Annotated in this window: 16 protein-coding genes; 12 read left to right on the top strand and 4 right to left on the bottom strand. The window is 46.2% G+C overall.

Annotation, left to right across the window (positions count from 1 at the left end; all coding sequences use genetic code 11):
* Window positions 1-1107: an efflux RND transporter periplasmic adaptor subunit gene (locus KFE26_RS16755; protein WP_212601100.1), complete on the bottom strand. Its 1107-nt coding sequence runs from the start codon at window positions 1105-1107 to the stop codon at window positions 1-3.
* 139 nt (window positions 1108-1246) lie between these two features.
* Between KFE26_RS16755 and KFE26_RS16750 the strand changes: the two genes are divergently transcribed.
* Window positions 1247-1876: a TetR/AcrR family transcriptional regulator gene (locus KFE26_RS16750; protein WP_131523683.1), complete on the top strand. Its 630-nt coding sequence runs from the start codon at window positions 1247-1249 to the stop codon at window positions 1874-1876.
* Between the two features lie 120 nt (window positions 1877-1996).
* Complete coding sequence (locus KFE26_RS16745; protein WP_212601099.1) at window positions 1997-2941, top strand: DUF6268 family outer membrane beta-barrel protein; 945 nt, start codon at window positions 1997-1999, stop codon at window positions 2939-2941.
* A gap of 12 nt (window positions 2942-2953) precedes the next feature.
* Here the strand turns inward: KFE26_RS16745 and KFE26_RS16740 are convergent, their stop codons facing one another.
* The 3 genes from KFE26_RS16740 to KFE26_RS16730 all read right to left on the bottom strand — a co-directional run bounded on the left by KFE26_RS16740 (window position 2954) and on the right by KFE26_RS16730 (window position 6930).
* A complete protein-coding gene (locus KFE26_RS16740; RefSeq protein WP_105251908.1) occupies window positions 2954-3514 on the bottom strand; it encodes a chalcone isomerase family protein in 561 nt (186 codons plus the stop codon).
* Window positions 3515-3815: 301 nt separating this feature from the next.
* Window positions 3816-4295, bottom strand: a complete 480-nt coding sequence (locus KFE26_RS16735; RefSeq protein WP_212601098.1) for a DUF2947 domain-containing protein — start codon at window positions 4293-4295, stop codon at window positions 3816-3818.
* Between the two features lie 145 nt (window positions 4296-4440).
* Window positions 4441-6930 (bottom strand): 6-hydroxymethylpterin diphosphokinase MptE-like protein, encoded by a 2490-nt coding sequence (locus tag KFE26_RS16730; protein WP_212601097.1) that lies wholly within the window; start codon window positions 6928-6930, stop codon window positions 4441-4443.
* A gap of 401 nt (window positions 6931-7331) precedes the next feature.
* Between KFE26_RS16730 and pseB the strand changes: the two genes are divergently transcribed.
* From pseB to KFE26_RS16680, 10 genes are all read left to right on the top strand, one after another.
* A complete protein-coding gene (gene pseB / locus KFE26_RS16725) occupies window positions 7332-8327 on the top strand; it encodes a UDP-N-acetylglucosamine 4,6-dehydratase (inverting) (protein WP_212601096.1) in 996 nt (331 codons plus the stop codon).
* Window positions 8324-9469 (top strand): UDP-4-amino-4,6-dideoxy-N-acetyl-beta-L-altrosamine transaminase, encoded by a 1146-nt coding sequence (gene pseC / locus KFE26_RS16720; protein WP_212601095.1) that lies wholly within the window; start codon window positions 8324-8326, stop codon window positions 9467-9469. The genes pseB and pseC overlap by 4 nt, the downstream gene beginning before the upstream one ends.
* Window positions 9469-10170: a pseudaminic acid cytidylyltransferase gene (gene pseF, locus KFE26_RS16715; RefSeq protein ID WP_212601094.1), complete on the top strand. Its 702-nt coding sequence runs from the start codon at window positions 9469-9471 to the stop codon at window positions 10168-10170. The genes pseC and pseF overlap by 1 nt, the downstream gene beginning before the upstream one ends.
* Window positions 10167-11195 (top strand): UDP-2,4-diacetamido-2,4,6-trideoxy-beta-L-altropyranose hydrolase, encoded by a 1029-nt coding sequence (gene pseG / locus KFE26_RS16710; RefSeq protein ID WP_212601093.1) that lies wholly within the window; start codon window positions 10167-10169, stop codon window positions 11193-11195. Before pseF ends, pseG begins: the two co-directional genes overlap by 4 nt.
* Window positions 11196-12245: a pseudaminic acid synthase gene (gene pseI, locus KFE26_RS16705; protein WP_212601092.1), complete on the top strand. Its 1050-nt coding sequence runs from the start codon at window positions 11196-11198 to the stop codon at window positions 12243-12245.
* A 4-nt stretch (window positions 12246-12249) separates the two neighbouring features.
* Window positions 12250-12837, top strand: coding sequence for a UDP-4-amino-4,6-dideoxy-N-acetyl-beta-L-altrosamine N-acetyltransferase (gene pseH / locus KFE26_RS16700; RefSeq protein WP_212601091.1), 588 nt, complete (start codon window positions 12250-12252; stop codon window positions 12835-12837).
* 12 nt (window positions 12838-12849) lie between these two features.
* Complete coding sequence (locus KFE26_RS16695; protein ID WP_212601090.1) at window positions 12850-13107, top strand: acyl carrier protein; 258 nt, start codon at window positions 12850-12852, stop codon at window positions 13105-13107.
* 6 nt (window positions 13108-13113) lie between these two features.
* Complete coding sequence (locus tag KFE26_RS16690; protein WP_212601089.1) at window positions 13114-14424, top strand: AMP-binding protein; 1311 nt, start codon at window positions 13114-13116, stop codon at window positions 14422-14424.
* On the top strand, window positions 14417-15136 hold the full coding sequence (locus KFE26_RS16685; protein WP_212601088.1) for an SDR family NAD(P)-dependent oxidoreductase: 720 nt from the start codon (window positions 14417-14419) through the stop codon (window positions 15134-15136). Before KFE26_RS16690 ends, KFE26_RS16685 begins: the two co-directional genes overlap by 8 nt.
* Window positions 15137-15276: 140 nt before the next feature.
* The coding region (locus KFE26_RS16680) for an IS982 family transposase (protein ID WP_212601087.1) at window positions 15277-15866 on the top strand (590 nt) is incomplete at its 3' end.

Genomic DNA, 15866 nt, shown 5'->3' with positions numbered 1-15866 from the left:
TTACCTCGTGGCTGCAGCAATGGGAGATACAGTTTGGCCTACGACCAGCTTATGCAGCCCTTGGCTGACATAGATTTCATTAGGCTGAATCGCGCCTTGAATGTAGGCCATGTCTTGGGTGGTGTAGAGGATTTCCACATCGCGGCGCTCTATGATGGATTGCTGTTCATAGTTTGCGATGACATAGAGATTCCATAATCCGCGAATACCATCCGTCAGTGCGGAAATGGGTACCCAATAGCCCGGTTGCGGGATTTGCTGTTGTTGATGCAGATACGCAATTTCGCCGTTAATCACACGGGCATCTTGGGGCAGGCTTATTCTCAGTTGTAGGGTACGACTGATGGGATTGACTTCAGCGCTAATACCGGCAATTTCAGCAGAAAAGGTTTGATCTCGTACACTAACTTGCACTTGCTGTTCGGTGTGAAATTGCTCCGCTAGCGCAACAGGAACACCAATATAAGCTTCAGGATTGATGTTACCCACTAAGGTGAAGATAGGACTGCCCGCGGCAATCACTTCGCCAAGATTATGTTGCCTTTGGCTTATGGTGCCGTCAAAGGGCGCCACTAAGATGGATTTATCGAGCTTAAGTTGGTTGGCATGCTGTGAGGCAAATAGGCGGTTTTTCGCTGCGGCTAAGCTATTTAATTGTGAGCGGTTTTCATCTAATAGCTGCTCAGAGACATAGCCCGATTTTTTCAATTCTTGATTACGTTTTAGAGTGCTGATGGCCAGATCTACATCGGCTTGGGTTTGTGCCAGACTTGCTTGGATCTCTTGACGCTCGGCTTTGAGTAGCCGGGTATCGAGAACTGCAAGTATTTGTCCTTGCTTAACTTTACTCCCAGAATCGACCTGTAAATTGTTTAACTTCCCCGCTAGTTCAAAGCCTACACCTGTGGTGTTACCCGCACGGATGGTGCCAGTGAAGGTCTGAAAGTGTTCATAACTTGGGGTCTGGATCAACGCTTGGCTTGTGACTGTGGGTAGCGTGGCTGTCGTAGCGTGTTCGGTGACTTCCTTTTGACAGGCGGATAATGTGGCTAAAGCAAACACGCAGACGCTAAGAGTGCGCCAAGAAAGTCGGGCAGTTCGATCCATTTTAAAGGCTTCCGCTGTAAGTTAAACGTTAATACTATGTAACTAGACTTGCTAGTCTAGTTGTACGAAACTAGACTGTCTAGTCTATTTTGTGCTTAACTAATGCCAATTAATTATGTCTATCTATTTGAGAGTTGATATGACGCATTCCTCTGAGACGCAATTACCTTTGAGCCGTAGTGAACAAAAACGTCAGCAAGTCCTTGTGGCAGCTATTGATTTGTTTTGTCGTCAAGGTTTCCCTCATACCAGTATGGATGAGGTTGCAAAGCTTGCGGGCGTGTCGAAACAAACCGTATATTCCCATTACGGCAGCAAAGATGAATTATTTGTTGCGGCAATTGAATCTAAGTGTGTTGGCCATAATCTTAATGATGATTTGTTAAGTGATCCCACTAAACCGGAATCGGCATTAACCCAATTTGCCTTGCAATTTGGGGAGATGATCGTCAGTCCTGAAGCTATTACCGTATTCAAAGCCTGTGTGGCGCAATCCGAAAGTCATCCTGAAGTGTCGCGATTGTTCTTTGACGCAGGCCCTAAACACATAGTGGGCTTATTGGCGGATTATTTAGTCGCTGTAGAGGCGTTAGGGCAATATCGATTTGGTAATGCTCACCATAGTGCAGTGCGTTTATGTTTAATGCTGTTTGGTGAGCTAAAACTTAAATTAGAATTGGGGTTAGCGGCCGATGAGCTTTTTGACGACAGGAACCATTATATATTGGGTTGTGCTGACATGTTCTTGAGGGCGCATCGGGTAGAGTGAAGGCTTGTTTGTTTTAGAGGTATTAGTTTGTATTTTCATTTTGAAAGTGTGAACCTTTTTATTCAATAGCGCGTATTATGCACAAAAATTTATTCATTATTTTAAATGCAAGGAGCTAGCGTGGCTAATCGAGAACTCGCACCATTAAGCGTAAAACAGCGGTTGCTGAAAGGCAGTTTGTTATTGTTACCGTTAATGAGCTGTGCCGCTATTGCAGCGGATAAACCTTCGCAGGAATACAAACCTTTTAGATTAAGTGTCACACAGATCAGCACCCAAAGCGCCGAGGTAGCTAATGGCAATACTGAGCTACAAAGGGACAGCTTATTACTGAATGCTGGGATGAATGTATCACTGGATAAGCAATGGTCGCTAGGCTTTCGTGTGGGCTATGACCGACTTGATTATGACTGGCGTAACATCACGCTTACTGGCGCAAACAATGTCGCACCGCTGTTTGGCACCGACGGACAGAATTGGGATCATATTAATCGTTACCGTGCCGGAGTGTCGTTAAATTATCGCATGGATAAACATTGGGCCTTCTTTTTAGCGCCGCAGATCCAATATGCCTACGCCGATACTGCATCGGCTAGCCAAGCTCAGAGTTACGGTATTGTGGCATCGGCCATGTATGCATTTGATTCGGGAAACATGATTGGCTTTGGCGTCGCGTATCTTAATGATATCGATGAAGTTCGCACTGTGCCTTATCTTGCCATGCGTTGGCAGATAGATGAACATTGGACACTGGCTAATCCATTCCAAGCTGGTTTTAGTGGTCCAGCAGGACTAGAGCTTAGTTATCAATTCAATCCTGATTGGAATATTGGTTTGGGTAGTTCACGTCGTACTGAGCGATTCCTTATTGAGGATGATGATATTGCTGTAGAAACGAACGAATGGGTGAGTTATCTGCGTGGCGGTTGGCGAGCAACGTCTGCTTTAACCGTAAATCTCTATGCTGGTTATTACTTTGATGGTGAGTTAGAAGTGACAAATCAAGCCGCGCTTGAAATGAATAACCAAGGCGCAGCGGCCTTGGATATCGAATTCAAATTCTAACGTTAATGTCAGTTATTTGCCCAGCATGGCCTCTTTGAGGCTTTTCTGGGCTGGCTTATCACCTAGCCAAATTTTTAATAGTGCTTGACGGAACATTTCGCCTTCGATGGTGGCTTGTTCCTGACCATTTTTATAGGCTGTCACGCCACGGGCTTTATTGGCGACTAAGGTAAATTGGTCACCTTCTTTAATTTCTTCCTTAAACAGTGCCATAAAGGTATCTATTTGCGGTTGAATATCGGCGGTGTTTTCTGCCGTCGCTTGCTCAAAACCTTCAGTGATCGCATCGCGCATTTTTTCTGAGGTGATCATGCCTGAGGTAATGTTAAGACGTATCGCTGCAACTGGTGCATCAATAACCGCTGCTGTGCTACTTAATGCTGCTGGCAAATACAAACTGCCTACATACAAATCCATAAAGAACTTACTGCGAACGCCCGCACCATTGAGTTGTAATGTTTGGCTATCTAATGTCACTGTCTCGGCGACTTGCACTCCTGAGACTTCTTTGGCCATTAATGTGTGGGGTAATAGCAGCGCGCTTGCTAGGGTAAGAGTAGAGAGTAACTTCATAATACACCTCATTTTTCTATTTTAATTATTGGGTTTTAAGCAGATTTTTATGAGTATTTACAGCAAAAAGTTGACCCCAACTTCTCAAATACTCGGCACCGAAAACGGATGTTAATCTAAAGAAGAGGTGAGTGATAGGCTAATTGTGCTTACGCATCATTCAAACATGGTTAAATATGGCATACTCATCATTAAATATGAGCATGCCAACAAGATGACTCATCGCGCTAAATTATCGGCGTAAAAGTGTTGGCGTAAAGCTATCGATGGGAAATCATCAGCGTTAAGCACCCTGTATAAATTATCCGCGAGTGCCTAGCTTGTACTGACCACTCTGTTCGAACATCACCGCTTGTTTCTGTTTTGGCGAGATCAAAATGGGACCGTCGTCAAAGAAAAGAAAACACTTCCAATTGCGGACGAACACATCCCAACGAGTTTCAATAATCTGATATTTTTCATAGCAAAAATACACCAGCGTCTCATCGGGCCATTGTATAAACTCAGCTAACATGGTGGGTAAACTGTTATCTTCACTATCCCAAGCGCTCTGCCAATGATCTGTTTCCACCCAAGCATCAGTCTTCGCCGCCCAATCTCCCTTAGTAAATTGTTCCGCACGACTACTCTTGTTGCTGATCCATTGGTTCCAGATTTCCATCGCACTTTTATCTGTTAACGGCAGGATGTGCGCCTTGTCATCGTCAGTGACAGGCAAGTCTTTGTGGTTGAAAATCCACTTACGGCGGTATTGATCTAGCGGTATATAAGTGTTGGCCAAGCATGCTCTCCTAGGTTGAGCCTGATAACGTGTCGGGCTCAGCAAATCTCAATGCCGCAGATTATACTGATTTAGTCAAGATTAGGGAAATGAGCTAAAGCCTGCACTGTACTTTGGCGCCGTCGCCTAAATAAGGAATACTTATTTAGGCGTTAAGGAGCTTATCGAGTTCCTTGAGATAGTTGTGTGCCAACTCATTGCTCGGATCGGCATTTAATGCATTAGAAAAGGCAGTGTGCGCGGCCTCGGCTTGATTAATATCGACCATAAATAACCCCAGTTTTAGCCAAGTGTGTGTGTCGCTAGGGTACTTGTCGAGATAATCTAGGTAGGTATTAATTGCGGCCTGATGATTGCCTTGGAGGCGCTGCACATGAGCAAATTGCGGCATGTATTCATCGCTATAATCAATAATTTTGTTAAGGGTATCGCTCGCTAGAGCTAGGTCTGATAACTCAAATGCGAGCAGAATAATTTCCCGTAATTCAATTTCTGTAAGCAGTTCGGCGGGGATGTTTAATAATGCGTCGAGGGCCGCTTGGGGGATGTCTTCTAAATGCAGTTTGAACCCCTTTGCTAAGTGATACATACGCGCAATGGGTGCATTATTCTCTATCTGTGTAGCTAGATTTTGGATCAAATTGTTTAATCCATAAATATTCTTTTTGGCTTTTAAAACTAATATTTTATGCAAAATTAAATCGAGATTTAAGTTTGTTTGTAACACCCTTTCATAATAGGGACTGATACTCTGACATTGGCTTTGAAAGTCATTTTTAAGCTTAATTAATAGAATATTATCCGCTTCGCTTAATGTGGTCATGGCCTCGATATGCACGGCTTCCCAAAACAGGCTGCGTGCGGGTTGATTATCTGCGGTCCATTTAGCGGCGAGCACAGTGAGCTGTGTGCTTGGATCTAATTCGCTCAATCGCACAGTCAATCTATCTTCTCCAAGTTTAAAGGCCGCCAATAATGAGACTATGGTGTTCTCGAAGGCTTTATAATATTGAATCGTCATTTGATTGATATGCTCTTGAGTCCAAGCGTCTACTTTTCTCGAGGTTAAAAATTTAGTGAACTCAAAATACCCGTAGAACTTAATTAATTGGCATAGGGGGGAGTATTTTTTGTTGAGTTTCTGCTCGATTTTATTAATTTTATCTATGATTTTGGCGGCTGAGATGGAGTTAGATGTGAGGCCCTTCGTTAAACTCAAGGCGCGTTTAGTCTCACTGAATATCTGATGTATGTCAGCTATTGCTCGGGTGACGGCTTGTTTGCACTCTGCGAGGTCCGCACGTCGCTGCACTAAATTGAGTGGGGAAAAGGAGGCGGGGGGAATGTGTTTAATAGTACGGCATTCCAACGGTGTTAATGGGCATTGGTCCAAAGGTTGATACTCAATACCATTTATTTTTGCTGCCGTGCGCGATAGGTTATAAAAACGAATATGCGTATGTGGAGCGATTTGTTTTTCTAAGTCTTGTATGGCCTGCATCATCTGAATGGGCGTTTCAGCAAGAAAACCTTCATAGGTTTCGACCCACTCTCTGATACGACTTAGGTTTGGACCTGTATTGGCTTCTAATGTCCCATTCGTGTGTGATTGACCCGTTTTTGAGTAACATAAATCTACGCCGCTCAATAGAATTCGGCTAAATCCCATTTCAATCGCTAAATTAATGGCGCTATTTGAGACAGTCGGGCCAATATTTTGAATGTTGTCTGTATCATGCTGTTGGAACCATGGGAATCGATTTCCCATATAGAGAATGGGACCTGGCCATTGAGCCGAGACTTGTTGACAGGTGTGATAGGACTGAACGAGAAGTGTATCGCTAGGCAGTTTGAACATGCTTCGGCTAACGTCAAAGCTGATATAGTTGGGATCTACGCAAACAACAATATCCACTGGGATGCCATACTGATGTAACTTGGCTGCGATGCGTGATACCGCAATAATGATAAAGCTTGCCGAGTTTTGTTTTAGCCAGTCAATATGTGTATCTAATGAAGGGCCCCCAGCGACAATCACGCAGGTTTTATCTTTGAATTGTCCTTTGAGTACGGATGCTGGAAAGCGGTTTTCCGCAATATTAGCCAGTTGTACTTCCACAAAAATCTGTTGGTTAAAGCCTATCTGCTCCTTAAATTGAGCCTTGTTCACCGCATCTTTTAATTGATGTGTTAATTCAGTATAAGCTTCTAGGTGATGCGAGGATGCCCCTAGTGATAAGTGAATTCTAAATAACCCTTTAGTGATGAATATTTTATATAGCCCTTCATCGAGATTATGTTCGAATGTCTCGGGATCTATAATCTGTATGTGCTTTTTTTGTTCTGGTGCTAATTCAATATTCAGCAGTGCAAGCACTTCAGGTAATTCGACAAACACATATTGAGCACCATCGGCAATGGCCTGTGTCAGGAGGTAGTTTGGCAGCAGACCTGAGTCTAAACCAATGAAAATATGTAATTTGTCTTGCTCTGCCAGTTGGTTTTTAAAGGTGCTGTCATAGAGTGTTTTTGAGTCTAAGTTTTCGAAGGTATGGCGGTTGATACTGGGTAAGTAAACTTCATCGAACCGACTGACCGCAAAGGTATTCATTATTGATGTGTGGGGTAGTTGCATCGGTTCCTCAGTGTTTTCTCTAAATGCTATCGTTTCAGGGTATGTCAATAAATTGCCAGTTTTCAACGAAGAAAGTGACATAGGCCTGTCATTGTGACGTAAAAAAAGCAATTTCTATGCCGCAGTAGTATGTGTCTCTATCACAATAACCATCACATAGTGTCTAAAATCTTAGCGTTCGGGATGCTATGTCTATAAATTTATGTATATTATTGCGGTTACCTACTATGATACAGACATGGCCTCTAGAGGTTTTTGTACCTGTAAGAGAGCTGGCGTTATTCTTGCCTGTATCAATATCCATAAGGGTAACTTTTCTATCGTGGATCTCAGTGATCACTATACAGATTTGCGTTATGAACGGTTAGGTGTAACAGTTTAAACGAGTCATTGGAGAAATTATGTTCAATAATAAAACAATATTGATTACGGGTGGCACTGGCTCATTCGGTCAAAAGTATACCAAGACTCTGTTAGAGATCTATAAGCCTAAACGTTTGATCATTTTTTCTCGGGATGAACTGAAACAGTATGAGATGCAGCAGATCTATAATGCATCTTGTATGCGATATTTTATCGGTGATGTCCGAGATGGCGAGCGCCTACAACAAGCCTTTAAAGATGTCGATTATGTGATCCACGCCGCAGCATTGAAACAAGTTCCCGCCGCCGAATACAACCCTATGGAATGTATTAAAACGAATATTCATGGTGCTGAAAATGTGATCCGCGCGGCTATCAGTAATAACGTTAAAAAAGTCATTGCCTTGTCTACCGACAAAGCGGCTAGCCCGATAAATTTGTATGGGGCCACTAAGCTTGTGTCGGATAAACTTTTTGTCGCCGCTAACAATGTTGTCGGCGATGGTCAAACGCGATTTTCAGCGGTTCGTTACGGCAATGTAGTGGGATCCCGTGGCTCTGTCGTGCCCTTTTTTAAACAGCAAATAGCCAGTGGCGCTACATCGTTACCTATTACTCACCCCGATATGACGCGTTTTTGGATCACGCTCCAAGAAGGTGTTGATTTTGTACTAAAAAACTTTTCGCGTATGCAGGGCGGTGAGATTTTTGTGCCGAAAATCCCTTCGATACGCATTACCGATATTGCAAAAGCTTATGGTCCAGGGCTGAAGCAAGAGATTGTAGGGATCCGTCCCGGCGAGAAAATGCATGAGATCATGTGTCCTAGCGATGACTCTCATCATACTGTTGAATTTGATGATCATTTTGTTATCACACCGAGTATTAAGTTCTTTAGCCGTGATAACGATTACACCCAAAATCTCTTAGGCGAGCATGGCAAATTGGTGCCTGGTGGATTTGAGTATCACTCGGGTAATAATCCTCACTTCCTCACAGTCGCTGAGATCCTTAAGATGGATACACTGGCATGATCCCCTATGGCAAACAAGACATTAGCCAAGCCGATATCGATGCTGTTGTCGCGGTATTAGCGTCTGATTATTTAACGCAAGGCCCTAAAGTGCCTGAGTTTGAACAGGCGATTGCGAGAAAGGTGGGGGCTAAGTTTGCGGTGGCGGTCAATAGTGCCACTTCGGCATTGCATATCGCCTGCCTGGCATTGGGGGTAAATCCCGGTGATTTAGTGTGGACTTCACCTATTACCTTTGTCGCCTCTGCTAACTGCGCGCTTTACTGTGGTGCTGATATCGATTTTGTCGATGTTGAGCCCACTGCTGGCAATTTATGCCCCAAAGCTTTTAAGGCTAAGCTTGAGCGTGCTGCCCAACTTGGGCGCTTGCCAAAAGTGGTGATTCCCGTTCACTTAGCGGGCCACAGTTGTGATATGCAGGCCATTAGTGAGCTTGCAAAACAGTATCGAGTCAGTGTGATTGAAGATGCGTCCCACGCTATCGGCGGGCAGTATCATGGGGCACAGATTGGTGCTTGCAAATATTCCGACATTACAGTGTTCAGTTTTCATCCGGTCAAGATTATTACGACGGCTGAAGGTGGTGTTGCTACCACTCAAGACCCAAGGTTGGCTGAAAAGTTGATGTTATTGCGCAGTCATGGGATCACTAAGAATGCCGCACAACTGATTAATGCCGATGAGGGTGATTGGTATTATGAGCAACATGCACTGGGATTTAATTATCGCATGACAGATTTGCAAGCGGCGCTGGGGGTCTCTCAAGTACCTCGACTTGATGAGTTTGTCTGCAAACGTAATACGTTGGCTGGCCTATATCGTAGCCAACTTGCCGATTTTCCACTCGAAATTGTAGAACCACTGGAACAGAGCTTAAGTGCCCGACACTTATTTATTATTCGCTTAATGCAACCTAATAAGCGAAGAGCGGTATTCGATGCGATGCGCAGTCAAGGTATCCAAGTGCATGTGCATTATTTTCCTGTCCATTTACAGCCGTATTATCAAAAACTTGGATTTAGTCAGGGACAATTTCCGCACGCAGAATATTTCTATCAATCAATATTAACCTTGCCTCTATATCCCAATTTATCCCCTGAGCAAGTGACTTATATTTGCGCGACCTTAAAGGCTTGTCTGTGATGAGAGTCGCTATAATTCCCGCACGGGGTGGCAGTAAGCGGATACCTCAAAAAAATAGCAAACTCTTTTGTGGCCAGCCTATGCTGGCATATCCCATTCAGATGGCGCTTAAAAGTGGCTGCTTCGATCGGGTACTCGTCTCAACCGACGATACAGAGATTGCCGCTATTGCACGCGAATATGGGGCAGAGGTGCTTGCACTACGTCCGGCTGCGTTGGCCGATGATCATACTGGCACCAGTGCCGTGGTGCGTTATGAGTTGCAGCAATTACAACAACAAGGCGTTACCCTTGAGTATTGTTGCTGTATCTACGCGACCACGCCGCTGCTCAGTGCTGAGTTATTGATGCAAGCTTGGCAACTATTGCAGGCAGAGGCATCGTTAAATTATGTTTTCTCTGCCGCTCGTTTCTCTTTTCCTATTCAGCGAGCTCTGATAAAAACCGAGCAGGGCGTTGCCGCTTTCGATCCCAGCAGTATAGGCAAAAGATCCCAAGATTTGACTCCAGCCTACCATGACGCTGGGCAGTTTTACTTTGGTAGAGCCGATGCTTGGCTGAAATCGGCACCGGTATTTGCGGCCCATAGTCAGATGTTAGTATTACCCGATCATCTGGTGCAGGACATAGATACTATGGATGACTGGCAAAGGGCTGAACTCTTGTACAAAATATTGCAACAGGAGTCAGTCATAAAGTGACTATCCTGTTTCGTGTCGATGCATCTATTCAGATTGGCTCAGGCCATGTTATGCGTTGTCTGACACTGGCACAGGCGCTCACAGCACAAGGTGCTGAGTGCCATTTTGTCAGTTGTCACACCGATGGGGATTTAAACGATCTGATCCGCCAACAGGGTTTTCATCTATTTACCTTGGCAGGCCCGGTGGCGGATGAAATTGAAGATGCGGCCTTGACACTGGCGCTGCTTACTCAGTCATATCAGCTACTGATTGTCGATCATTATGCGTTGGCACGGAGGTATTGCTCGGCGCTGCGGCAGCGTTGTCAGCATATCATGGTCATAGACGACTTGGCTGACCGAGTGCATGACTGTGATATTTTGTTAGATCAAAATCTACTGCCGCAGCTAGAACAGCGTTATATGGCGCTGGTACCACCCCATAGTATGAAACTGTTGGGGCCGCACTTCGCGCTTCTACGCCGAGAATTTTATCAGGCGGAAAATAACCGTGAGTCTGGGCATATCCTGATTGGATTTGGTGGCAGTGATGCGCAAAATTTAACGGCTCTGGCCATTCGAGCACTACAAGAATTGCAGTTAAAGCCAATTACGGCCGATATCGTCATCGGAGCCAATAATCCGTGGCGCGCTGAACTTGAACAACAAGTGGCGTGCCTGCCCAATGTCAGGCTGCATGTGCAGTGTCACTATATGGCAACGCTGATGCACCGAGCGCAACTCATGCTCGGTGCGGGTGGTGCTAGCCATTGGGAGCGGTGTATTTGTGGCTTGCCGGGGCTGGTGGTGACCGTTGCCGAAAATCAACGGGCGACAACGGCATATCTGGACCAGCTCGGCGCTTGTGTCTGCTTGGGTCAGGCTGAGGTTATGTCAGCCGAGTTTTTGGCTGAACAACTATGCACTTACCTGTCTCAACCTGTACTGTTAGATGAAATTGGCCAGACGGCCGCCAGTATCGTCGAGACGGATGCGGGCACCCCACTGGTGGTACAACATATTTTGGCAATAATAGAGGGTTAAATGGCAACAATTAAACTGGGCCAGCGCGCCATCGGACCGGGTGAAGCCCCATTTATTATCGCCGAGCTGTCGGGTAACCATGACCAGTCGCTGGATAAGGCGTTGGCTATGGTGGATGCGGCCGCTAAGTGCGGCGCTGATGCGATTAAGGTACAAACCTATACTGCCGATAGCATGACATTGGATATCCAGCATGGCGAATTTGTGATCCAGGATGTTGGCAACCTATGGCAGGGCCAATCACTGTATCAACTGTATCAGCAGGCAATGACGCCCTGGGACTGGCATCAGCCTATCTTTGAGCGAGCGCAGCAGCACGGCATGCTGGCCTTTAGCACACCGTTTGATCAGGCCGCAGTGGATTTTCTCGAACAACTTAACGTGCCCTGTTACAAAATCGCCTCCTTTGAAAACAGCGATCATGCGCTGTTGGCCGCAGTGGCAAAAACCGGTAAACCTGTGATTATGTCGACGGGTATGGCCACGCAAACTGAGCTCGCAGAATCGGTAGAAGTCCTGCGTAAAAATGGTTGCGACGCGCTTATCTTATTAAAATGCACTAGTCATTATCCGGCCGATCCGGTCGATGCTAACCTCGCCACTATCACACATTTAGCACAGCTTTTTGGCTGTCAAGTGGGGTTATCTGACCACAGTGCTGGTATCGGCGTTGCCGTTGCTAGTGTAGTGCTGGGTGCCAGTGTCATTGAAAAACACTTTGTGTTGTCACGAGTCGAAGGCGGTGTCGATGCCGAGTTTTCACTTGAACCGGCAGAATTCAGCGCATTGGTGCAAGAATGTAAACGTGCGGCGGTGGCATTGGGAAAAGTGACCTATGGTGGTACAGACAAGGAGCAGGCATCGCGTAAATACCGCCGCTCCTTGTATATTGCCGAAGAGATGCATGCGGGTGATATTTTCACCCAAGCTAACCTGCGCTCGGTACGCCCTGGTTATGGGCTTGAGCCAAAATATTTGCCTATGTTACTGGGTAAACCCATTAAAAAAGCGGCGGCGAAAGGCACAGCTATGAGTTGGGAGTATTTATAGCACTATGTCGGCATTGAAACATTATCCGCTTAGCCATTTTAGCCCGCTGAGCGAAGCTGAGCTTGAACTTGTGTGGCAGTGGCGTAATCAACACGAAATCCGCCGTAATATGCACAACGACGCGCCCATTAGCTGGGCTGAGCACTTAGCTTGGTTTGATAGGCTAAAGGAGGATTTAAACCGTTGTTTTTTTGTGTTTTATCAAGATAAACGGCCGATAGGTGTGTTGAACTTTACTCAGCGCAGCCCGAGTGTACTGGAATGGGGCTGCTATCTGGGCGAGACGAATGTTTGGCCGGGATCCGGTTTATTGCTGGAGATTGCCGCACTGGATTATGCCGCCATGCAAAGCGGGCAAGAGACCCTCTATGCCGAGGTGTTATCCTTTAACCTAGGCGTGCTTAAAATGCATCGGCTGTTTGGATATCAACAATTGGCGGATCTGCCAGGCCAGCTGCGTGAGCAACAGGCGTATCAGGTCAAAGTGTTTCATTATCCTTTAGCACAATGGCACACCAACCGCACCGCAGTATTAGCCAGCTTGCCAAAGCAAATCGCGGCGGCGGCTAATTTTATTCAATTTAATCAGTAGTAGGTTTATAACGTGGAACTGGAACAAATTATCCGCCAAACGTTGGCACAAGTCGCACTCATCGCCAATTGTCAGCTGATTGATGACATCAACGACGAGACTGTGTTGCTGCAAAGTGGGCTCGACTCGCTGGGTTTTGCCATGTTAGTGGCACAACTGGAGGAAGATCTCGGTATTGATCCCTTTAGTCAGCTGCAGCTCGCTGTGTATCCGCGCACCTTTGCTGAGTTTGTTAGCATTTACCAGCAAGCACAGGCAAACGGAAACTAATCCGCGATGAACCTACTGCAACGACTGCAAGATGCGAACTATCAGGCCACCGCCATCAGCGGTGACAGCGATATCAGCTATAAGCAGCTGATCAATCAGGCATTAGCGTTAAGGCAAGCATATCCGGCGTTACAACAGCAGGCCGTTGCGTTGACATTTGTTGATCTGCGGCACTTTGTTGTTGCCTTGCTGGCCTTAGATGGCTGGTGTCGTGCGCTGTATTTAATGCCTGACAGCAGTCTGACTCTGCCAGAGTCGACCATAGCTTGGCCGTTGAACTCTCCGTTACCTGTGACATCGGCCTCCACTATGTTAGCAGGATCTATTGCGTCAGCAGCGCCGACTCGTTGGTATCTGGCAACATCTGGCACCACAGGCACACCGAAATGGATAGGCCACAGTTTTACCCGCTTAAGCCGAGCGGTTAAAACCTCTGCCCAAAGTGGCCTCTCACGTTGGGCACTATGTTATCAGCCGAGCCGTTTTGCTGGGTTACAAGTGCTATTACAGAGTGTGTTATCCGGCGCCCGTAGTTGTGACTGTAGCCGTGGTGATGCGCAGCAACGTATCAATATGATGCGGCAACATCGGGTCAATGCTATCTCGGCTACACCTTCCTTGTGGCGTCAGTTATTGATGACAGGGCAATTAAATACCTTAGTATTACAACAAGTGACGCTGGGGGGCGAAATTGCCGATCAGGCATTGTTGAATACCCTGAGCCGCTTATTCCCAAAGGCACGCTTGCTGCATATCTATGCCTCTACAGAGGCTGGTGCCGGTTTTGCTGTGGCCGATAAACGGGCTGGTTTTCCGAGCAGTTGGTTAAGTCAACACCATAGTGGACTCGCGCTTAAAGTCGATAACCAACAACATCTGTGGTTGAAGCCGCCACAGGCTGCACAGGCCAGTCAGGCCGAACAAGGTGATCATGACGGTTATTTGGATACCGAAGATCTGGTGAGCATTGAAGAAGATAGAGTCATTTTTCTCGGTCGAGCCAGCGGTGTTATCAATGTGGGTGGTAATAAAGTGCATCCAGAGCAGGTAGAACAGGTATTGTTGCTACACCCAAGCGTGTTGCAGGCCAGAGTCTATGCCAAAGCCAGTAGCGTGCTGGGGCAGTTGGTGGTGACAGATATCGTCGCCGTAGCGGATATTGACCGTAACGCGTTGCAGTTGCAGTTATTATTGCACTGTCAGCAATATTTACAGCGCTACCAATTTCCCACACGGTTTAACTTTGTGACCGGTTTAGCCACTAATGCCACGGGTAAGCTAAGCCGACAAACTGAGGCAAGAGAACCATATGAGTAAGTTAGTCATAGTTACCGGTGCCAGTCGTGGCTTAGGCCTCGCTATTTGTCGTCAGTTGCTGCAGGCCAACTACAGCGTATTGGCGTTGGCCAGAACACTGAGCGATGACTTAGCACAGTTACAGCACAATGCTGATTTGCACTTTATGTCGGTCGATTTATCTGAACTCGATGCCATACCTGTGCTTTGTAGCACTATGGTTAAGCAGTATGGTCGGCCTTATGCCTTGATTAATAACGCCGCAGTCGGTTATGACGGTGTGCTGGCAACCATGCACAACAGTGAAATAAACAGCCTGCTTAACTTGAATATTCAGGCCCCAATTTTGCTAAGTAAGTACTTACTTAGGCCTATGCTGTTAAACCAGAGTGGGCGTATCATCAATATTTCGTCGATTATTGCCCGAACAGGCTTCAATGGTTTAAGTGTTTACGCCGCCAGTAAGGCCGCATTGGAAGGATTCACTCAATCCCTCGCGCGTGAAGTCGGCAAAGCTAGGATTACGGTAAACTGTGTGGCACCGGGTTATATGCAAACCGAGATGACCAGCAGCTTACAGGGTGACAAGCTGGAAAGTATCAAACGACGCAGCCCGCTCGGTCGCTTAGCGACACCGGATGACGCCGCCGCAGCGGTACTGTACTTGCTGAGCGAACAAGCCAGTGCGGTAACGGGGACTGTGTTGACCGTTGATGCTGGCAGTACCGCCTAAAAATGTTTTTAGCAGTTGACGTCGATAGCTAAGGAAATAAACTTAAAGAACCTGAACTCGGGATAAGAAATGTTGAACTAATAGCCCTCCAAGTGATCGGATCTTTCGACCAAGAGAAACCCCATCACACCGGAGGGCCTATGCATAAATTAGTGGAAGTGTTTTGCGATGTCGATGATTTTTGCGCTGTTTTCATTCCAGAATGGGAAAAAACGCTGTTAACCGATGGCACACGCAAGCGTCAACGCGCTGGCCGTATGATGATGAGCGAAGTGATGACCATCATCTTACTTTTTCAGATGTCCCACCACCGTGATTTCAAGAACTTCTACATCGGCTATCTGGCTCATTTCTACAAATCTGCTTTTCCTAATTTACTCAGCTATACCCGCTTTCTTGAGGTGATGTCCAAGGCTTTAGTGCCGCTTTGCAGCTACTTTGCCAGCCTCAAGAGTGACCCCACTGGCATTGAATTTATAGATTCAACCAGCATCAAAGTGTGTCATAACCTACGTATTCATCGCCATAAAACCTTAGCTGGACTTGCGTGCAGAGGTAAAGGCACCATGGGTTGGTTCTATGGCTTTAAGCTGCATTTGATTGTGAATCATCAAGGCGGAATCGTGGCGGCCAAAGTGACCCCTGCGAATGTACATGACACAAAACCGGTGAATGAGATGGTGCACAGTGACATGAATAAACTCTATGCTGATAAAGGGTATATCAGTAA

The sequence above is a fragment of the Shewanella sp. M16 genome, assembly GCF_018224605.1.
Classification (GTDB): Bacteria; Pseudomonadota; Gammaproteobacteria; order Enterobacterales; family Shewanellaceae; genus Shewanella; species Shewanella oncorhynchi.
The sequence above is the reverse complement of the archived record's forward strand: the minus strand, read 5'-3'. Positions and strand labels throughout refer to the sequence as shown.